Below are 20,358 nucleotides of genomic sequence, written 5' to 3'. Positions count from 1 at the left end.
CCTTGTCGAGTTCAGCGGCCGGGGGCGTACAGCCCGAACCGCAGGGACGGGTCGCCGGGGGTCCAGGTGCCGCGGAACTGGGCGCGTTCGCCCATGTCGACCACGCGTTCCAGCAGCGCGGCGGACAGCGCCAGCTGGGCCGGTTCCCACTTGCGCAGGGCGGCCGCGATGTCGCCGTCGGCCTGCTGCAGGGCGTCGTGCAGGGCCCATGCGTCGGCGGCGGCCTTGGCCGTGCCGGCGGCGGCGTGGGGCCGGGCGGCGCAGGCGGCGTCGCCGATCAGGGCGACCCGCCCGTCGGCCATCTTCGACGACCGGACGTCCTGCACCACCTGCACGTACGGGGTGGCCGTCCCGGTCACCACCTCGGCGATGGCCGGGCCGAACACCTGCGCCGCAGTGGCCCGCATCTCCTCAATGAACCGGTCCTGCACCTGACCCGGGTGGATCGACACCGGACCGGTGAAACCACGCTTGTCCAACAGCATCTCGGCCAGCTCCGGGCCGGCCGGCACGTTGCGGTACCAGACGTAGTTCATCAGCCGGTCGTCCGGGCCGACGCCCCGCTCGCCGGGGATCGGGTACATCGTGATGTGCGAGTTCGGCACCACCGTGTAGCTGATGGCGTCGGCCAAGGTGTCGCGGGCGTGGTCGGACAGCGTGCGTTCGGGCACGGTGCCGCGCCAGCCGACATAGCCGGAGTAGCCCATGGTGGCGGTCGGGTCGATGCGGCCGCGGGCCATCGAGGTGATGCCGTCGGCGAACACGACCAGGTCGGCCCGCTCCGTCCGGCCGCTGACGAACCGCACCTGCACCCCGGTCTCGTCCTGATCGAAGCCGGCGGCGAACTCGCCCAACACGTATCGGTCGAGCCCGAAATCGTCCAGCAGGGCCCGGTAGAAGGTGCCCCAGGCGGTGTAGCTCCAGGTCCGCTCCTCGCGGTGGACCACCGTGTCGGCGCCGTCGAGGTACTGCACCCACCGGGTGCTGGTCGACAGCTCGGCCGGGTTCCGGCTGCTGCGCTCGGTGAACCAGCGCAGGGTGTCCGGTTGGAGCACGATGCCGCTGCCACGGCCGTCCAGCACGGCCGGGGTGCGCTCGAAAATGGTGACGTCGAAACCGACGTCGCGCAGCAGCAGGGCGGTGGTCAGGCCCCCGATGGACCCGCCGATGACGAGGGCGCGGGCGCCGGCGTAGCTGGTCATGACGTGTGCTCCTGGGAGGTGGCGGCCGCCTCGACGGGGGCCGGGCCGGCGGGTGGGGGAGGGGTGATGCCGGGATCGCTCGGCAGGGGCGCACCCTTGGTCTCCGGAGCGAACGCCAGTCCGACCAGCGCGATCACGCCGAACGCCGCCACACAGGTGGTGGCCAGGCCCAGGTCGCCGCCAAACCAGGAGGCGGCGATGACGCCGGCGATGAGCGGGCCGGCCGCGGTGATGTAGCGCCCGACGCTGTTGGCCAGCGCCATGCCGGTGGCCCGTACGCTCGGCGGGAAGATCTCGGGGCCGTAGACGAACGTGCCGGACAGCGCGCCGAACAGTCCGAAGCCCAGCACCGGCATCGTCAGCAGGAACGTGGTGAAGGTGTGCTCGAACGGGAACAGGAAGGCGATGCTCACGGCCGAGACCGCGAAGCTGATGGCGAATGCCTTGCGCCGGCCGATGGCGTCGGCGAGGAAGCCCCAGGTGGCGTAGCCCAGGACGCCGCCGGCGTTGAACAGCATGGAGGCCAGGGCGACCCGGCCGTTGGCGACGTCGGCCGGCAGCGACTCGGCGGCCGCGGCGACCCGGATGATCTGCGGGTACCAGGTCGAGACGCTCCAGAAGGCGATCAGTGAGCCGGTGGCCAGGGCGGTGCAGATCAGCGTGTTGCGCAGCAGCGGCGGTCGGACCAGCCGGGCGAGCACGAAACGATCCTGCTCGTGCCGGGTTCCGGCCTCCTTGCGCCGGCGCCGGGCGCTGATCGCCGACGTGATCTCGGGCGGCTCGGGCACGTACCGGCGGATGAACCAGACCAGGATCGCGGGGACCACGGCCAGGCTCAGCATGATGCGCCAGCCCTGGCTGCCCAGGACCGCGTAGGCCAGGGCGGCGATGAAGAAGCCGGCCGCGTACCCGGACATCATCACGCCACAGGCCTTGGCCCGGTAGCGGTTCCGCCAGACCTCGGCCACCAGGGCGGCGCCGACCGGGGCCTCGACCCCGGAACCGAGACCGGCGATGAACCGCAGGATGCCCAGCTGCCACCAGGTGTCGGCGAACGCGGCGGCCGCGGTGAACACCGCGTAGGTCAGGATGCCGATGGACAGCACCCGGGTCCGGCCGAAGTAGTCGGCCAGCACCCCGAACAGGATGCCGCCGGTGGCCCAGCCGGCCAGGAACAGGGCGACGGTCAGCCCGCCGTACAGGCCGATGCTGGCGGGGCTGACCGGGATGCCGCTGTTGGGCAGCAGTTCGGTCATCGCCGGGCCGAGCACCAGGGCGTAGAGGCTGCCGGCGAAGCCGTCCAGCGCCCAGCCCAGGGTGGTGCCCAGCAGCACCAGCCATTGCACTCGGGTGATCTCGGTGCGCCAGGTCCCCGGCGCGGGGGTGGTGGGCATGCCCATGTCGGGAGCTCCTCGGGTCGGCGGCGCGTCGTCGCGGCCGCCAGGGACGAAGGGGGGAGTGGGGATGATCAGTTGAGGCGGCCGGGGTCGGCCTGGCCGTACCAGTCGACGTCGTCGGCGGCGGTGCGCACGACGACGGTCTTGATCCAGGTGAAGTCGTCGAAGGATTCGGTGCCGGCGTCCTTGCCGATGCCGGACTCCTTGATGCCGCCCCACGGCAGCGACGGCTCGAGCCGGTGATGGTCGTTGACCCAGACCATGCCGGCGACGATCCGGTCGGCGACGCGGTGCGCGCGGGCCAGATCCCGGGTCCAGACGCCGGCGCCGAGGGCGAACCGGTTGTCGTTGGCCATGGCGATCGCGTCGGCCTCGGTGTCGAACGGGACGACGGCGGCGACCGGGCCGAAGATCTCCTCCTGGGCCACCCGCATGTCGTTCGCAACGTCGGCCAGCACGGTTGGCCGGAGGTAGAAGCCCCGATCGAGCGGGGCGGACAGATCGGGGACGGTGCCGCCGGCGACCACCCGGGCCCCCTCCTCGCGACCGATCTGCACGTAGCGCAGGGCCTTGTCCCGCTGGGCGGCGCTGATCAGCGGGCCGAGCTGGGTGGCGGGCAGCGCCGGGTCGCCGATCCGGATGGCGTCCGCGCGGGCGGCGAGGGCGTCGACGAAGGCGTCGTAGATGCCGCGCTGGACCAGGAAGCGGGAGCCGGCGACGCAGGACTGGCCGGCCGCGACGAACGCCGCGAACGCGGCGCCCTCGGCGGCGGCGACCGGGTCGATGTCGTCGAAGACGGCGATGGGGGTCTTGCCGCCGAGTTCGGCGGTCACCCGGGCGAACCGGGCGGCGGTGGCCAGCGCGGCCGCCCGGCCCGCCTCCGTCCCGCCGGTGAGGGTGATCTTGGCGATGTCGGGATGACGGGTGAGGCGTTCACCCGCCTCCCGACCGCCCGTCACCACGTTCACCACGCCGGCCGGCAGACCTGCGGCGTGCAGGATCTCGACCAGGGCGAGCGTGGTGAGCGGGGTGAGTTCGGAGGGCTTCACCACCACCGTGTTGCCGGTGGCCAGCGCGGCGGACAGGCTGCGGGCCAGGATCAGCATCGGATGGTTGAACGGGGTGATGATGCCGCAGACGCCGAGCGGGGCCCGGCGCTGGTAGGTGAGGTACTCGCCGTCGCTGGGCAGCACGGCGTCGCGCTGCGCGACGAGCAACCCGGCGTTGTAGCGGAACCACTCGGGCACCCGGGCGAGCTGCGCGCGGGTCTCGGTGATCGGCCGGCCGTTGTTGCGGGTCTCCAGTTCGAAGAGTTCTCCACTGCGGTCTTCCACGGCGTCGGCCAGCTTCAGCAGCAGGTGGGCCCGTCTGCTGCGGGCCATCGTCGGCCACGGCCCGCTCTCGAACGCGTCCTTGGCCGTCGCGACGGCCCGGTCGACCTCGTCCGCGCCTTGCTCGGGGACGGTGGCGATGACCTCACCGGTGGCCGGGTTGAGGATCGACCGCATCGGTCGAGCCGGTGGCAGCGGCTCGACTCCGGCCGTTCGAACCAGGGATGCGGGAGCGGTGCTGGTATCCGTCATTGGATCGCCTCTCGACCGGGTGGTGGGCTGTGCGGGACCCTCGTTGTTCGCCCTCGGTGGGTTGTCGAGAAGTATTCCGAGCGCAGCCGCGGCGATCTATGGAATTGAAACCACTGTCTCTTCACTTCGGTGTGCGACCAGACATAGGCTGCTGTAGTGCTCGTCGAGGAACCCGCGTTGACCGAGCTGCGTCGCTGGCTGGCTGCGGTCGACCGGCTGACCCGGGCGGTCAACTCGTCGGCCGGCTTGCGTGAGGTGCTGGATCTGGTCGCCGACACCGCTCGAGAGCTGCTGGGTTACGACTTCTGCGCGGTCCTGCTCCCCGATCCGTCCGGCGGGCATCTGGTGATCACGGGCTGGAGCGGCCTGTCGGACGAGTACGTGGCCAGCGTGAACGCGGACCGGCCGGTGCGACTGGCCCTGGACGGGGAGGGGCAGGCGCCGTCGGGCCGCGCGTTCTCCTCGGGCCGAATCGTGGCCATCTCCGATATCGCGGCCGAGCCGCAGTTCGTCCCCTGGGGTGGCGTTGCTCGCGATCAGGGGTACCGGGCGATGGTCTCCGTGCCGCTCGTCGCCGACGGAACCGTGCTCGGCACCCTCAACGGTTACCACGCGCGCGTCCATACCTTCGGCGATGACGAGGCCGAGCGCCTGACACTGCTGGCCAGCCATGCGGCGATCGCCCTGACGTCGGCCCAACTCGTCGATCGACTGCGCGAGCAGGCCGACCTGCTGGCGCGCTCCGAGCGGATCCATCGACGACTGCTCGACGTCGCCCTGGGTGGGGGCGGGCTGCGTGGCATTGCCGACTCGCTGGCCGAGCTGATCGGACGGACGGTGCTCATCGAGGACGGCGCGGGGCAGATCGCCGCTGCTGCGGGGGAGGCGACGTGGCTCCCGGACCCGGACCTGCGCCGGTCGGTCCCGATCGGCGATGGTGCGGGGCCGCCGGTCGACGTGGCCGAACCGGACGGCCGCAACGGCGATGAGCGGGCCGTTCCGGACGGCCGCAACGGTGGTGAGCGGGCCGATTCGGATGGCCGGGTCGGACGCGGCCGATTCCGAGTGTGGTCGGTGCTGGTCGCGGGCGACGTCGCGGCGCGGATCTGGGTGCCCGCCGGCGACCTGACGCCACTGGATCGGCGGGCGGTCGAGCATGCTTCGCTGGTGGTGTCGTTGGAACTGACCCGGTTGCGCACCGGGGTCGAAGTGGAGCTGCGGGTGCGCGGCGAGCTGCTGACCGACGTGCTCGGCGGCGCCGCGGTGCAGTCGCCCGCGATCCGCGACCGGGCCCGGCGGCTCGGTCATGACCTGTCCGGGGCGGCCGTCGCGTTCGTGGGCCGGGCCGATTCGGTCGATCCGGCGCGCCAGCAGGTGGTCGACCAGCGGACGGTGGCCGCCGTCGCCGATCTGGCGGCTCGTTATCGACCGCGTCCACTGGTCGGCTCGCACCGGGGGCTGCTCGTCGTACTCTGGCCGTCAGCGCCCACCGACCCGACCGTCCTACTACCTCCGGTCGGAGCGCCCGCCCTCGGTGCGGTGCCTGCCATCGACAGCGCGGTCGGCCCCGGGCGGCCCTCGGACGGTGGCAGTGGACCGGCGGCCGGGCGGACCGCCGAGGTCGTCGGTGCGGCCGACCTCGTGCGCCGGGCGATGCGGTCGGTTCCCGGCGTGCGGTCGGCGACGGTGGCGGTGGCCGGCCCCGTCTCCGGACACCCTCAGGCGTTCCGGACCGCGCGGGGCGCCCTGGAACTGGCCGTGGCCGGTGGCCGGACCGACGTGACGGTCACCCTGGACCGGCTCGGCGTGGCCGGCCTGCTGCTGCAGTTGGACGACACCGCGCAACTGATCGGCTTCGCCGACCGCACCCTCGGCGCCGTCCGAGAGCACGACGCCGCGCGCGGCACCCACCTGCTGGCCACACTCCGTCACTACCTCAGTCATGGGCAGAGTCGCGGGGCCACCGCCGCGGCGCTGCATCTGCACCCGAACACCGTCAGCCAACGCCTGGCCCGGATCCAGGCGCTGACCGGCCTCGATCTGGCCGACGCGGCGGTGGTGGTCCAGATGCGGGCGGCGGTCCTGGTGCTGGACGTGGCCCGCACCGGATTGGAGTCCGATTCCCCGTGATCGACCAGCCATCGGCCGAGCCCACCGGCCCCGCAGGGCCCACCGGTCCAGCCGACCACACCGGCCTGGCCGGGGGGACCGGCCTGGACCGGGCGGTGGTCGCGCTGCCGGACGGCACGGTGCTGCTCGACGACTTCACGTTGCTGGCCCGGCCGGGCGAGCTGCTGGTCGTGCTCGGGCCCTCCGGATGCGGCAAGTCGACCCTGCTGCGAGCGGTGGCGGGGCTGCAGCCGGTGCGGGCCGGGCGGGTGCTCATCCAGGGTCGCGATGTCACTCGGTTCGCACCACCGGACCGGGACGTGGCGATGGTGTTCGAGCGGACGACCCTGCTGCCCACCCTCGATGTGGCCCGGAACATGGGGTTCGGGCTGGCGCAGCGGCAAACTGCGGCCGCCGAAGTCGAACAGCGGGTCGACCGGCAGGCTCAGCGGCTGGGGATCTGGGGTCTCCTGCGCCGCAAGCCGACGGAGATCTCAATGGGCCAGCAAGGGCAAGCCGGCATCGGCCGCGCCCTGGTGCGGGTACCCAAGGTCTTCCTGCTGGACGAACCGTTGGCCCATCTCGACCTGGTCGAGCGCGCCCGGATGCGCCGGATCATCGCCGAGACCGTGAAGTCGTCGGGAGTGGCCGCCCTGTACGTGACGCACGACCAGACCGAGGCGATGGCCATCGGGGACCGGATCGCCGTCATCGACGGCGGGCGGTTGCAGCAGCTGGGTTCCTCGAGCGACCTGTACGACCGGCCCGTCAACCTGTTCGTGGCCGACTTCGTCGGCCAGGCGCCGATCGGCATCGTGCCCGCTCAGGTGGTGGTGTCCGGCGGCCTGGTCGGGTTCCGGGTCGGCGACCGGACCCTGATGACCTGGCAGCCACTGCCGGACGAGTTGGCCGGCTCCGTCGGCAGCTTGGTGACGCTGGGTCTTCGGCCCGAGTCGGTGACCGCGGTGCCGCCCGATCCGGACCCGGATGCCACCGTGCTCACCGGCCGGGTGCAGGGTGTCGAGCGCACGGGCCGGGACACGTTCCTCACGGTCGAAATGCCCACCGGGCGGTTGATCGGCCGATTCGACGGCCGGTCTCGGGTCCGGGTCGGCGAAGTGATCGGGCTGTCGGTCGATACGGCGGCCGCGCATGTGTTCGACGTGGCCACCGGTCGGGCGCTGCACCACCCGGGTTGAGCGGCGGTGGCGACGAGCCGGAGGGCTGTGGGTCGATGCGGCGGCCGCGCATGTGTTCGACGTGGCCACCGGTCGGGCGCTGCACCCACCAGAGTTGAGCGGCGGTGGCGACGAGCCGGAGGGCTGTGGGTCGATGCGGCGGCCGCGCATGTGTTCGACGTGGCCACCGGTCGGGCGCTGCACCCACCAGAAATGAGCACTGTTGGGCTGCAGTGTGTGATCCCGGATGCGGCCGCGGCTCTCGCGCAGCGGCGGTCGGCGGGTGTCGCGCAGGGCGTGGCTGAGCAGCCGTGGGGCTGCTTCGGGTATTCGGCGACCCGGCTGGCACCACCTGGTCCTACCAACAGTTTCGTTCGGCCGGCCTGGCCGAGGCGATCAGAACGGCGGTTCGTCCGGATCCTCCGGCCCGGCGGCCGCGTCCGCGACGGTCGGCGGGGTTTGCTCGAGCCGCTCATCGGCTTGGCCGGGCTGGTATTCGATCTGCTGGGGGTTGCTCAGGGCGTGGCGCAGCACGGCGTCGGTGAGGCGGTCCTCGAAGGTGCCGCAGTGCTCGGTCGGGGCGGCAGTGTCGTAGCTGGAGCTGGAGCTGGAGCTGGTGCTGGCGGTCTGGCCGGTCGGCGGGGTGTCGCCGGTGGGGTGGTCGGTCCCGGTCGGCGGGGTGTCGCCGGTGGGGTGGTCGGTCCCGGTCGGGTTGGGCTCGGTGGGGTGGCCGGTCTCGGGCGTTGGGTGGTCGGCGGTGGGGTAGCGGGTTCCGGTCGGGGTGGCGTCGGTGTGGAGGGCGTGGGTGGCGGCGATGTCGTCGAGTCGTTGCGCGATGGTGGTGGCGGTGGTGCGGATCCAGGCGGCGGGTGGGGCGGTTTGCCGGGCTCGGCGGGTGTAGGTGTGGCCGGTGGGGCTGGTCCAGTTGACGGTGAGCCGGCTGGTGTCGACGGTGAGTTGCCAGTCGGCGTGGTCCTTGAACAGGTGGTGGCGTCGGCACAGGGCTCCGGAGTTGTCCAGGGTGGTGCGCCCGCCCTGGTCGGGGTGTCGGTGATCGAAGGGTTGGCGGTGGTCCAGGTCGCACCGCCAGACGGGTTGCCGGCAGGACGGGAACTGGCAGGTGTCGGTGCGGGCGGCGGATTGGTCGCGGAGGGCTTGTCGGGGGCGGTAGGTCAGTTCCCCGGCGGTGGTGACGGCGCCGGTGGTCGGGTCGGTCAGGGCGGCGGTGATGGTGCCGGCGCTGGCGGCGATGCTGCGGGCCAGGTCGGCGGGGATGCTGCCGTAGCCGGCGAGGGCGGCGGGTAGTTCGTTCAGGCCGGCGAGGGTGTCCAGGCTCAGGGTTACGGTCAGGTGGGGTCGGCGGCCCTGCCGGGTCAGGGCTGGTCGGCTGGTGCGGGTGCTGGGGTGGTCCGGATCGGTGCGGGTGCTGGGGTGGTCTGGATCGGTGGGGTTGCTGGGGTGGTCCGGATCGGCGGGGTGGCGTGCCGTGGCGGGGTCGGCCGGTTCGTCGTCCGCGGCCGGATGGTTGTCCGGGTCGGGCGGTTCGGGCGGGTCGGCGTTGGTGGTGGGTGAGGTGTCGGGGCGGGCGGGTCCGTTCGGGTGGGTGTGGCGGCCCATTTCGGGGCCGCTGCCGCCGGCGTTCTCGGGTGGGTCATCGGCGGCTGCGGCGTCGGCCGTGGTGGGCTGGTTGCCGGCTTCGGCGGGGCCGCCGGCGACGGCGCGGTCGGGGTCCGCCGGGTGGTCGGTCGTGGTGGGGTTGGCTGTGGGTGCGGGGTCCGCCAGGTGGATGGTCGTGGCGGGGTTGGCTGTGGTGGTTCGGCCGGTCGCGTGGTGGTGGTGGTGGTGGTGGTCGGTGGGATCGTCATGATCGCCGGTGGGGCGGCGGGTGGTGGCGCCGCGGGTCCCGGCGGGGTCGATGAGGCCACCACCGCGGCCGGTGCGTGCTCGGGTGTGGCTGGCGCGGCGGGGCCGGTGGGTGGGGCTGGTCGGGTCGGGCAGGGGTTGCCCGATGAACCCGGTGAGGTCGATGTGCCCGTCGGACAGCAACCGGTCGGCCAGGTCGATCAGGGCGTCAACCCGGCGGGCGCCGATTCCGCGGTGGTCGCCGGGTACTCCGGCGGTGCCGGTCGCGAGCAGGTCGCTGACCTGGAAGATCTTGACGGCGCCGTCCGCCGGGAGGAACGCCTTGAGGGTGGCCATCGCGTCGGTCCCCGGGCTGAGGGTGAGTTCGCGCCGGGCGGCGGCCTGCCGGTGCCGGTCGGCGGCGCCGTCCGGGTCCGCGGTGATGACGGCCTGCGCGGTGATCTCCCGGATCTCGCTGGTGCAGCGGTCGGCGACCTCGGGCAGCACCTGGTCCAGGACCGGGCCGATCTGTTCGGCCGGCAGGACCTGCACCTGGTCCATGACGGCGCGCAGCTTGCCGCGGTCCAGGACGCCGTCCTCCAGGGCTTCCCGGGCCGGGGCGAACTCCTCGGTCAGCGCGACCGCGTCGCGGACCCGGATGCCCGCGGTGACCGGGGCGATCCGCAACGCGGCGGCGATCTCCCCGGCGGCCAGCGACTGCGCCGCCTCCGGCACCATGGCCTGCACGATCTGATCGTCCCGCTCGTCGTCCATGCCGTCTCCCAGCCCGGAGCGGCGGGCCAGCTTGGCCGCCAGACGCATCGGGTCGCCGGCCACGAACGGCACCGCCAGCGCGGACAGCAGCCGCGCCTGCACCCCGAGCAGCAGCGAGACCGCCTTCTCCGCGCATACGACGGCATCCACCAGCTGCGCGCCGCTCAACCTGCCGGCGTCCACCGTGACCAGGGCACACAACGAGGCGGCGGTCGCCGGCCCGGCGGCCAGATCCGGCCAGGCGGCGGGCGGGACCTGATCGACCATCCCGACACCTCCATCAGCCCGTACGTGTGTTCGAATACTATACCTGTACATGTTAGATATCAAGACCGAGTGGTTGACCTCCGCTGCGGAGTGCGGTGTGCGACGCTGCCCTTCGGCAGTACAGCGCATCGGTCGGACAGTGCGGATCCCGAAGCCGGAACCCGGCCTAGGAATCGGCGCGGCCCGGGAGGTCGAGTGCCCGGCGCCACGGCCGGCTGTGGGGCACGACACGGTCAGGTCGCGGGAAGTTAACGTGTCGCGGCTTGCCCCGGATGGATCCGGTTGGTTAGCTGAAGGGGCATCGGAACGCATCCCGCCGCCGCGGCGGTGATCTCCGACCAATCCGCATCAACGGCTCCAGAGTTCGCCTCTGTCGAGATGCCGTGATCAGCGAAACCCGCACATTCGCCCGGCGACTCGCCGGGCGCCCACCGAGCTCGAAGGACCCACCATGAGCGCCCCCGTTCCTGCCACCCGTTCGGGCAATTGCGAATGCTGTTCCACTGCCTACCGGGCGGGCACCCCGATCGTCTGGGACTCCGTCGTCGGCGGCTGGGTGCTGGCCCCACATCGCAGCGCAGGTAGCCGTCGCTGACCCGCTCGCCCGCCCCATCGGCCGGGTCGCCTCCGTCGTGACGGGCCGTCGTACCCCTCTGGTAGACCGTTCTTATGACGTCCGAGCATCTGGAGATCGAGCGCAAGTACGACGCCGCGCACGACCTGCCGTGGGTCGATCTGAGCTCTCTGCCCGGGGTCGACTCGCTCGCCGAGCCGAAGGAAAAGTTGCTCGACGCCACCTACTACGACACCGAGACGCTGGCCCTGATCCGGGCCGGCATCACCCTTCGCCGCCGCACCGGCGGCTCCGACGCCGGTTGGCACCTCAAGCTGCCTGCCGCGGCCGGCGCCCGCACCGAGTTCGGCGAACCGCTGGGCGATCCAACGACCGCGCCGCCGGCGCTCGTCGATCGGATCCGGGCACACGTGCGTGACCACGAGCTCCACCCGGTCGCCGGCATCAAGAGCCGACGAACCGTGCACAAGCTGCTCAATGCGGCCGGTGCGGTCCTGGCCGAGGCCGCCGACGATGTCGTGACGGCCAGCTCGCACGCGGAGGCGGGGTCGGCCGATCTGGTCGAGTGGCGGGAATGGGAGTTCGAACTCGTCGACGGCCCGGCCGAGCTGATGGATGCGGCTGACGAGCTCATCCGCGGTGCGGGGGCAACCCCGTCGCCGTTCCCGTCCAAACTCGCGCAGGCGCTGGACCGACGGCTGAGGGGACTGCCCCGCCGGCCCGACTTCGGCGCCTTCTCGCCCGCCAGCAGAGCGCGTGACGTCGTCCACGCGCATCTGACCGAGCAGGTCGAGGCGATTATCGAGTGGGACCCGAAGGTCCGCACGGACGAGTACGACGCCGTCCACAAGATGCGGGTGGCCACCCGGCGGCTGCGCAGCGCACTGGCCACCTTCCGACCGCTGCTGGACCGCACGCAGACCGATCCGCTGCGCGACGAGCTCAAGTGGATCGCCACCGAGCTGGGCGGGGCGCGGGATGCCGAGGTGCTCCGGGAGCGGCTGCTGAAGCAGATCGCCGCCGAGCCTGATGAGCTGGTGCTCGGCCCGGTCGCCTCCCGGATCAGCACCGAGCTCCAGGCCGACCACCAGAAGGCGCACGCCGAGCTGGTCGAGGCCCTGGGTTCGACCCGCTACTTCCGCCTGTTGGATCGGCTGGACTCGCTCGTGCTCGAACCGCCGTTCACGAAGGACGGCGACCGGAGGGCTCGCAAGGAGCTGACGATCTGCCTGCGCAAGGCCTACCGCCGGGTGGGCGCGCTCGTCGAGGGCGGCCCGCCCGCAGATCCGGCGCATCGGGACGGGTGGTACCACGAGATCCGGAAGGCGGCCAAGCGGTTGCGGTACGCGGGGGAGTCGGTGGCGCCGGCGTTCGGTGAGCCAGCGGTCGTGCTGGCCGAACGCGCCGAGGATCTCCAGGAGGTGCTCGGCGAGCACCAGGACAGCGTGGTCGCCCGCGGCGCTCTCCGGGAGCTGGGGGTGCGGCTGCACCTCGACGGTGACAACGCCTTCACCATCGGCCGGTTGCACGCGCTGGAGCAGGTGAGCGGCGAGGCGGCGATCGGCGAGTTCGAACGGGCCTGGGTCGTGCTCTCGGATCCGGCCACGACTCGTTGGCTCCGCAAATGACCGGCGCCGGACGTGCGCGCGGTCGCGGTGTTCGTCCAAAGGACACCCGGTGCGGGGACGTGCTCCGCTAGGACACTAGGCCAGAGGCAGGGCCGTGCCCGGGGGGTACGGACGCCAGGAGGTGTACGGGGCAGGCACAAGTGGGGCCGTGCTCCGGGCGGCCAGGCGCGACGGCATGCTCGGGAGGACGGACGCCAGGAGGTGTACGGGGCAGGCACAAGTGGGGCCGGGCTCCGGGCGGCCAGGCGCGACGGCATGCTCGGGAGGACGGACGGACGTGGTCGGGGAGAGCACAGTAGATCCGTGCGCCGGAAGGTCAGGCGCACGGACAAGTCGCAGGAGGACCGATGCCCCGTTTGAATGCCGCCGCACGTGAGCTTGTCGAGTCCGGTGCGCTCGCCCACCTGGTGACGCTGAACCGCGACGGGTCGCCGCAGGTGTCCGTGATCTGGGTCGGCATCGACGGCGACGAGCTGGTCAGCGGCCACCTCGATCCCGGCCAGTTGAAGATGCGGAACATGACCCGCGATCCACGGGTCGCGCTGTCGTTCGAGGCTTCCGCGGTCAACGGCATGGGGTTGCGGGAGAACCTGATCCTGCACGCTCGGGTCCGGCTCACCGAAGGGGGCGGGCCGGAGCTGCTGTCACGGTTGGCACAGACCTATGTGGGCCCGGGCACCGTGTTCCCGCCGTTCCCCGACCCGCCGCCCGGCATGGTCGCGCATTACTCGATCACCAAGATCAGCGGCATGGGCGATTGGAAAGCCGCCGAGCCCGACCGCTGAGGTCGGGCCATCCCGGCAAGGAAGCTCCGCAGGCAATCCGGCTTCTGCGTCGCGTCATGACTCCAGAGCCCTACCGGTGCTCGATGGCGGCCGCGCACGCTCGGGCAATCAGGACCGCGCTGAAAATCAGGCTCCTGCGTCGGCAGATTGCCTGCGCCCGGTCCTACGGCCTCCATGGCGGCCTCGCACGCTCGGCCAATCAGGACCGCGCTGAAAAATCACGCTCCTGCTCCGGCAGATTGCCTGCGCCCGGTCCTACGGCCTCCATGGCGGCCTCGCACGCTCGGCCAATCAGGACCCCGCTGAAGAATCAGGCTCCTGCGTCGGCAGATTGCCTGCGCCCAGTCCTACGGCCTCCATGGCGGCCTCGCTCGCTCGGCCTTACAGCTTCGGCGGCAGGCCGAAGCGCTCGAACAATGAGGTGTCCAGGAAGTAGGTGATCCGGTTGATCCGGTCGCCGTCGAGATCTAGGACCTGGACGGAGAACGGCAGGTGGGTGCCGTCCGCGGCGCGCTTGTAGGCGGCGAACGCCGGTGACCCGTTGACGGCCAGCGGCACCAGCCGGGAGTCGCGGCATCCGTGACCGGGTCCGAGATGCCACGCGGCGATGTCGTCCCGCCCGTCCAGCCACAGGGCGAACGGCGGCATGGAGGCGGTCGCATCTTTGCGGAGCAGTTGCACCAGGGCGTCGATGTCGTAGCTGGTGAACGCCTTGACGTAGTCGTCCAGCAGGTTCTTCTGGGCTTCGTCGACCGGGCCGGCGGATCGATCGACGTCCGGGTCGATCTCGGTCATCGTGGCGCGCGCCCGCTGCAGCGCGCTGTTCACCGAGGCGACCGTGGTGTCCAGCAGCTCCGCGACCTCCGCGGCGCTCCACCGCAGCACCTCCCGCAGGATCAGCACGACCCGCTGACGAGCCGGCAGATGCTGCAGGGCAGCGATGAAGGCGAGCCGCACCGAATCCCGCTGGATGGCCAGGTCCGCGGGATCCGCCGTCGGCGACAGCACCTCGCCGTCGGGCATGGGCTGGATCCAGGTGGCTTCCGGCCGCGGCTCGCCCAGCGATTCGGCGACCGGCGGGGAGGCGGGTCCGAAATCCATCGGGAGGGCACGCCGGTTGCGGCTGTTCAGCGAGTCCAGGCAGACGTTGGTGGCGATCCGATAGAGCCAGGTGCGCAGTGACGAGCGACCGTCGAATTTGTCCAGCGCGCGCCACGCCCGCACCATCGTCTCCTGCACCGCGTCGTCGGTCTCGAACGTGGCGCCGAGCATCCGGTAGCAGTAGCCCGACAATTCGCGGCGGTGGTCCTCGAGGCGGCCCTCCAGCTGGGCGCGACTCGTGGCGTCGGGGGCGGTGGCGAGTTCGGACATGGTCGGCGATCTCCTCCTGGCGGTGTCCGGGTGGGACGTCTCCACCATAGGAGGGCGCACCGACAGTGGCACCGGCCGAACCCGGCCACCCCTTGCGGCCCCGGGCGAGCGACGCCTACTGGTAGCTGGGGTCGTTGACGATCTGCTGGCCGGCCTTCTTGACGAAGAAGCTGGCGATGGCGAACAGGATTCCGGCCATGATCGCCCAGATCGCCACCAGCCAGAGCAGGCTGACCAGCAGAGCGGCCGGGTTGAACAGCACGATGACGCCGAACGCGAAGGCGAGAACTCCCCAGGCCACGAACCAGCCCCAGCCGGATCCCGGCTGCTTGCGCAGGGCCAGACCGCCGGCGATGCCGGAGATGCCGGCGAGCAGCGCCCAGAAGGCGACCAGGACGGCGATCACCGTCCCGCTCTCCTTGGGCCAGACCAGGATGACGATGCCGGCCAGGATGGCCAGGGCGCCGACCACGAAGTCGCCGGTGCCCGACTGGCCGGCCTTGCGGGCGGACAGGCCCTGGAAGATCGACATGATGCCGTCGACGAACAGGTAGGCCACGAAGATGACGGCGAAGACCCAGACCGACTGCTTCGGCCAGATCAGCATCGCCATCCCGAGCAGGATGAGGATGATCCCGCGAACCAGGATCACCCACCAGTACTTGGCGGCGATCTGGCCCATGCCGCGCACGCTTGTTGTCATGACGCACTCCTCATGGCGGGGTTTCCGCCGCGCCGTCGGTTCCTCCGCATGATCAGCGGTCGCGGCGACGCTACCAGTGCGGAATGTCCGCCATTGTCGATCTTGGGTGACATCTTGGTCTCGGCGATGTGACCCCGATCGCGACTGAGTGTCAGCCGACGATGTCGTCGACCTCGGTGTCGGCGTGATCCTCGATGTCGTCCTCGATGTCGTCCGCGTCGAGAGCGCCGACTCCCATCAGGCTGGAGTCGAGGAACGCCCGCTCGTCGGGCCGATGCCGCAGGACGGTCTGCATGTACGACTGGGTCGCGTAGTCCATCGAGACCTCTTGGCCGGCCGACTGGGACAGGAACCACCGATGCTCGAGGACCTCGTGAAACACCTCCGCCGGTTCCAGCTTCTCGGCCAGACCCGGCGGGATGGCCTCGATCACCGGGTCGTAGACGTCGGTGACGTAGTGATGCGCGACGGTGTCCTCGTCGACGTCGGTGTTCGGCATGACGGCCTGTGACCGGTAGGTGTCCAGATCGTTGAGGATCCGGCGCGCCTGGTTCTCCTGCACGTTGATGCCGGTCAGCGCGAACAGCCGCTTCCGGTGGTGACCGGCGTCGACGACCTGGGTCTGCACCATCACGTGGGGGTCGCCGCCGGAGTCGTCGATATGGATCTGGGCCACATCGAAGCCAAGGTCGTTCAATTTGCGCAGCCGCTGCTCGATGCGCCACCACTCGTCGTCGCCCATGGTCTGCGGCGCGGTCAGCAGTTCCCAGAGCCGGTCGTACCGTTCGATGACCGACATCGCGGTCTCCAGCGGGTCGATGGTGTCGGGCAGCAGGCCCGACATCTGCAGATCCAGCAGCTCGCCGGCGACGTTCGTCTCCACGATGTCCAGGTCCTGCAGGCGCTGACCGCGAGACAGCGATTCGCGCAGTTCCCCGGTCTCGGCGTCGACCAGGTACGCGGCCAGCGCCCCGGCATCGCGGCGGAACAACGTGTTGGACAGGGAGCAGTCCTTCCAGGCGAACCCGACCAGGTGCAGCCGGACCAGCAACTCGGCCAGCGCGTCGAGCAGCTTGGGCTCCAGATCCGCATCCATCCGGCGGGAGAACAGCGCCCGGTACGGCAGGGAGAACTTCAGGTGCTTGGTGACCAGCGCGGCATCCAGCGGCTCGCCCTCGGGGGTCATCCGATTCGCGACCACACCCACCGCCTGGACCACCGGCAGTTGACGCTTGGCCAGCTCACGCAGCAGCTCGTACTCGTGGTCGGCCAGTCCCTGACTGATCTCCTTGATGGCATAGACGATTCCACCGATGCGGACGAACCGGACGACGTGCCGGCTGATGCCGCGGGGCAGCGAGACGAGCTTCTCCCGAGGCCACTGTTCCAGCGGGGTCGACCAGGGCAGAGTGAGCAGGTCGGTGGGGTCGGGGCCGGTGGCGAACTGCATGCGCACCCCGCCAGCGTGGCACACGCACAGGTCAAGGGCAGGACGGGCGTCCGGGGCAGCGGCCTGACCGTCGACCCCGCGCACGGGAAAGGGGAGCCATGGCCGGGCTCGACGACATCCCGCCCGTGCTCGATCCGGCCCGCTATCCGGGGAATCGGCCGGCGTCCGACTTTGTGCTCGGCGGCGGTCGGGTTCACCCACTGCCGGCGGACCCGACCGGGGTTCTGGCCGGCCGGCATGCCGTGGTCGCCTTCGGTTCCAATGCGGCACCGGCCCAGCTGGCGGCCAAGTTCGGTACCTCGACCGGCTCCGTCGTGGTCACCCAAGCCCGGTTGCACGGGTTCGCGGTGGGCCATTCACCGCACGTCAGCATCCCGGGCTACCTGCCCTGGGTGTTGGTGCATGCGCCGGGGGCGGCGGTGGATTGCGCGCTGCTGTGGCTGGACGATCGGCAACGCGGGGTGCTCGATGCCACCGAACCGAACTACCACCTGCAGCCGATCGACGGGAACCGCTATCCGCTGGTGGCGCGGACGACCGGGGCGCCGGTTCGCTATGCGGCCTACCGCGGTCGGTGGGGCGCCCTGCGGTGGCCGGGTGACGAGCGACCGGCGGCTGCGTCCACCCAGGCCGCGGTGTTCGGACGGCTGGGGACGTTCAGGTGGTTCCGCGACCTGGTCGGGGACGGCGGTCTACGGGCCACCCAGCGGCGCCTCGCCGGTGATGCCCGGCTGCGCGACCAGGTCCGCGACGAACTTTCCGCCCGGCAGATGGTCCTGCCGGACCGCTGGGCCGACGGGTGACGCCGGTCCGTGCCCCACTCCGCGCCGGCTCAGTGCGCGACGACCGCCTCGCCGGCGGTCAAGACGGTTTCCCGGTCGGTCTCCGGCCGGGCCGCCGCGATGAGCGGACGGCGCAGGACGATCACCAGGGCCAGGGTGACCAGCGCGGAGGCCAGAATGACGGCGGCCATCGCCACCGGCGACGTCGCGTCGAACAGCCCGGAGATCGGCGCGATCGTCGCACCGACCGCGAACTGGACGGCGCCGAGCAGGGCGGCGGCGCTGCCCGCGCGGTGGGCGTTCTGGGCCAGGGCGATGACCGGGACGGCGGGCAGCAGCAGCCCGGCGGTCAGCAGGGTGAAGATCAGCGTGCCGGCCAGTGCCCACGGACCCAGCCCGAGCAGCGCGACGAGCAGCATCACGGCACCGACGACGGCGGCGAACGACACCCCGGCCAGCAGGATCCGCTCGGGGCGGACCCGGCCGAGCAGCGCCCCGTTGATCTGCGTTCCGGCGGTCACGCCCACGGCGCCGGCCGCGAAGATGAACGCGAACTGCTGGGTGGACAGGCCGTAACCCTCCTGGAAGACGAAGGTGGCCGACGACACGTACGTGAAGATCCCCGCGAAGGAGAACCCGCCGACCAGTGCCAGGCCGATGAACACCGGGTCACGCAGTAGCGAGGAGTAGGACCGGCCGGCGGCGGCCAGACCGCCGGAGCGGCGCCGGTCGACCGGAAGGGACTCGCGCAGGAAGACCGCGGCCAGCACGAACAGGATCGCGCCGACGGCCGCCAACGCGGCGAACATGGTCCGCCAGGTGCTCCAGGTCAGCACCTGGGCGCCGATGATGGGCGCGATGCTCGGCGCGACGCCGACGACCAGCATCATCCGGGCCAGCGCCTTGCCGACCTGGATCCCCTGGAAGCGGTCCCGGATGATCGCGGTGGACAGCACCATGCCCGCCGCGGCGGTGAATCCCTGCAGGAAGCGCAGCGCCGTGAGCATTTCGACCGAGCCGACGAAGACGATGGCCGCGGACGCGACGACGTAGACGCCGAGCGCGACCAGCAGTGGCAGCCGGCGACCCAGTGCGTCGGACACCGAACCGATGACGAGTTGGCCCAGGGCCAGGCCGGCCAGGGTGGCTGTGATCGTCAGCTGCACCGCGGCCGGGTCGGTGGTCAGGTCCGCCGTGATCTGCGGAAACGCGGCCAGGTACAGGTCGATGGTGAACGGCCCGATCGCGGTCAGCGCGCCGAGCAACATGATCAGCGACGCCGGAATCCGGCTCGCGGGCACGCCGACAGACATGAAGAAGACCCCTCCGGGTGGTTGTTGACTCTTGAACCAACCCGGGATCTGCGACGCGCATTCCGGCCTCGTGGTTGATTCATGAGAAAGCGATGTGACGGTCGCCTCAGTGCAGTGTGAACCTGCCGGCATCCCGCGCCCAAGCCGTTTATTCGGTTTCGCCCGGATGTCCGGTTGCGGGACCCTTGGGGTCGTGTGACGTCGGCGCCGGGGAGGGCGCCCACGACAACCGGAGGGCGGACGGAATGGCCAAGAGCATCGTCGTGTGCTGTGACGGGACGTGGAACAAGGCGGATCAGGTGAGTCCGACCAACGTGCGGAAATTTGCCTCGGCATTGGCCAGCACCGACGGGTTCGGTGACGTACTCATCCCACAGTATTTCGAGGGCGTCGGGGTGAAGCGGGCCGAGAAGTGGCTGGGTGGGGCATTCGGATTCGGCCTGTCCGCCCGGGTGCGAGAGGCGTACAAGTTCCTCGCGCAGCACTTCGAGCCCGGCGATCGCATCTACTTGCTCGGATTCAGTCGAGGCGCGTACACCGCCCGCAGCGTCGCCGGGATGATTCATAATGTCGGCCTGCTGCGCGACGACCGGATCAGCGAGGTGAACCTCGATCGGGCATTCGAGATCTATCGGGATCGGGACGACGAGGAAAAGAATCCTGACGGCCGCATCGCCGAAGAATTCGTCGACGCCAATTCGCATCGCACCGGGATCCGTTTCATCGGGGTGTGGGACACCGTCGGCGCGCTCGGGATTCCGTTGGGCGGGCTGCGTTGGCTGAACGTCGTCAATCGCCGGTGGCAGTTCCACGACACCCAGTTGAGCGGTTCGGTGGAGGCGGCGTTCCATGCGCTGGCCATCGACGAGCGCCGCGGACCGTTCGTGCCCACCCTGTGGGACCTGCCGTGCGAGGCCTGCTTGACGTCAGGTCGGCGAGTCGTCGAACAGGTGTGGTTCAGTGGCGTGCACAGCAACGTGGGCGGCGGCTACCGGGAGACCGGGCTGTCCGACATCACCCTGAATTGGCTGGCCCGACGTGCATACGATCACGGCTTGCGGTTCCTGCCGGGATCGCTGGGCGCCACGACCGGGTGGGTGAACGTTCTCGGCACGTCGTACCCGATCAATCCGGCCACGAATGGCAAGCTCGTGAATTCCCGGACAAAGTTCTACACCCTGTTGCCCGAACACGTGCGTCGGCTGGGACGGCGCAAGACGCGTTTCACCGAGGCCGCGTCGTCGTCCGCGCAGGGGCGCTGGGACAAAGACCCGTCCTATCGGACCGCCACCAACCTCGGCGCATATCTCGATTCCGGGCGGGCGACGATCCTCTCCGTCGACGACCCGTGGGATGGTTCATCGGAGTCGTCCGCCCACGACGAAGCGGCCTGATCGCCC

Annotated in this window: 15 protein-coding genes; 7 read left to right on the top strand and 8 right to left on the bottom strand. The window is 71.0% G+C overall.

What is annotated here, in order from left to right:
• Window positions 1-11: 11 nt before the first annotated feature.
• From ACILSK_RS04625 to ACILSK_RS04615, 3 genes are all read right to left on the bottom strand, one after another.
• Window positions 12-1,202 carry an FAD-dependent monooxygenase gene (locus tag ACILSK_RS04625; protein WP_395725956.1) on the bottom strand — a complete coding sequence of 397 codons (1,191 nt, stop codon included), beginning with the start codon at window positions 1,200-1,202 and terminating at the stop codon, window positions 12-14.
• Window positions 1,199-2,602, bottom strand: a complete 1,404-nt coding sequence (locus tag ACILSK_RS04620) for an MFS transporter (protein WP_395725955.1) — start codon at window positions 2,600-2,602, stop codon at window positions 1,199-1,201. Before ACILSK_RS04620 ends, ACILSK_RS04625 begins: the two co-directional genes overlap by 4 nt.
• A gap of 68 nt (window positions 2,603-2,670) precedes the next feature.
• Window positions 2,671-4,182: an aldehyde dehydrogenase gene (locus ACILSK_RS04615; RefSeq protein WP_395725954.1), complete on the bottom strand. Its 1,512-nt coding sequence runs from the start codon at window positions 4,180-4,182 to the stop codon at window positions 2,671-2,673.
• A gap of 156 nt (window positions 4,183-4,338) precedes the next feature.
• Between ACILSK_RS04615 and ACILSK_RS04610 the strand changes: the two genes are divergently transcribed.
• Window positions 4,339-6,312 (top strand): helix-turn-helix domain-containing protein, encoded by a 1,974-nt coding sequence (locus ACILSK_RS04610; protein WP_395725953.1) that lies wholly within the window; start codon window positions 4,339-4,341, stop codon window positions 6,310-6,312.
• Window positions 6,309-7,490, top strand: a complete 1,182-nt coding sequence (locus tag ACILSK_RS04605) for an ABC transporter ATP-binding protein (protein WP_395725952.1) — start codon at window positions 6,309-6,311, stop codon at window positions 7,488-7,490. The genes ACILSK_RS04610 and ACILSK_RS04605 overlap by 4 nt, the downstream gene beginning before the upstream one ends.
• A gap of 375 nt (window positions 7,491-7,865) precedes the next feature.
• Here ACILSK_RS04605 and ACILSK_RS04600 read toward each other — a convergent pair whose 3' ends face one another.
• Window positions 7,866-10,352 (bottom strand): DUF222 domain-containing protein, encoded by a 2,487-nt coding sequence (locus ACILSK_RS04600; protein ID WP_395725951.1) that lies wholly within the window; start codon window positions 10,350-10,352, stop codon window positions 7,866-7,868.
• A 451-nt stretch (window positions 10,353-10,803) separates the two neighbouring features.
• Here ACILSK_RS04600 and ACILSK_RS04595 point away from each other — a divergent pair, with 451 nt between their 5' ends.
• From ACILSK_RS04595 to ACILSK_RS04585, 3 genes are all read left to right on the top strand, one after another.
• On the top strand, window positions 10,804-10,947 hold the full coding sequence (locus tag ACILSK_RS04595) for a hypothetical protein (protein ID WP_395725950.1): 144 nt from the start codon (window positions 10,804-10,806) through the stop codon (window positions 10,945-10,947).
• A 74-nt stretch (window positions 10,948-11,021) separates the two neighbouring features.
• Complete coding sequence (locus ACILSK_RS04590; protein WP_395725949.1) at window positions 11,022-12,554, top strand: CHAD domain-containing protein; 1,533 nt, start codon at window positions 11,022-11,024, stop codon at window positions 12,552-12,554.
• 347 nt (window positions 12,555-12,901) lie between these two features.
• Window positions 12,902-13,339, top strand: coding sequence for a pyridoxamine 5'-phosphate oxidase family protein (locus tag ACILSK_RS04585; RefSeq protein ID WP_395725948.1), 438 nt, complete (start codon window positions 12,902-12,904; stop codon window positions 13,337-13,339).
• Between the two features lie 381 nt (window positions 13,340-13,720).
• Here the strand turns inward: ACILSK_RS04585 and ACILSK_RS04580 are convergent, their stop codons facing one another.
• From ACILSK_RS04580 to ACILSK_RS04570, 3 genes are all read right to left on the bottom strand, one after another.
• Entirely contained in the window at window positions 13,721-14,710 is a 990-nt protein-coding gene (locus tag ACILSK_RS04580) for a sigma-70 family RNA polymerase sigma factor (RefSeq protein ID WP_395725947.1), read from the bottom strand.
• Between the two features lie 115 nt (window positions 14,711-14,825).
• The gene (locus ACILSK_RS04575; RefSeq protein ID WP_395725946.1) at window positions 14,826-15,413 is read right to left on the bottom strand and encodes an HdeD family acid-resistance protein; all 588 of its coding nucleotides are present in this window, start codon (window positions 15,411-15,413) and stop codon (window positions 14,826-14,828) included.
• A 151-nt stretch (window positions 15,414-15,564) separates the two neighbouring features.
• Complete coding sequence (locus ACILSK_RS04570) at window positions 15,565-16,863, bottom strand: DUF4032 domain-containing protein (RefSeq protein ID WP_395726156.1); 1,299 nt, start codon at window positions 16,861-16,863, stop codon at window positions 15,565-15,567.
• 98 nt (window positions 16,864-16,961) lie between these two features.
• Here ACILSK_RS04570 and ACILSK_RS04565 point away from each other — a divergent pair, with 98 nt between their 5' ends.
• Window positions 16,962-17,666: a hypothetical protein gene (locus ACILSK_RS04565; protein ID WP_395725945.1), complete on the top strand. Its 705-nt coding sequence runs from the start codon at window positions 16,962-16,964 to the stop codon at window positions 17,664-17,666.
• 29 nt (window positions 17,667-17,695) lie between these two features.
• On the opposite strand, the gene ACILSK_RS04560 is transcribed toward ACILSK_RS04565, so the two are convergent.
• The gene (locus ACILSK_RS04560) at window positions 17,696-18,958 is read right to left on the bottom strand and encodes a multidrug effflux MFS transporter (protein ID WP_395725944.1); all 1,263 of its coding nucleotides are present in this window, start codon (window positions 18,956-18,958) and stop codon (window positions 17,696-17,698) included.
• A gap of 245 nt (window positions 18,959-19,203) precedes the next feature.
• Between ACILSK_RS04560 and ACILSK_RS04555 the strand changes: the two genes are divergently transcribed.
• Window positions 19,204-20,352, top strand: a complete 1,149-nt coding sequence (locus tag ACILSK_RS04555; RefSeq protein WP_395725943.1) for a DUF2235 domain-containing protein — start codon at window positions 19,204-19,206, stop codon at window positions 20,350-20,352.
• Window positions 20,353-20,358 lie beyond the last annotated feature (6 nt).

Origin of the sequence: Nakamurella sp. (assembly GCF_044224575.1) — a bacterium.
Classification (GTDB): Bacteria; Actinomycetota; Actinomycetes; order Mycobacteriales; family Nakamurellaceae; genus Nakamurella.
Note: the sequence above shows the minus strand (reverse complement) of the source record. Positions and strands in the feature narration are given on the sequence as shown.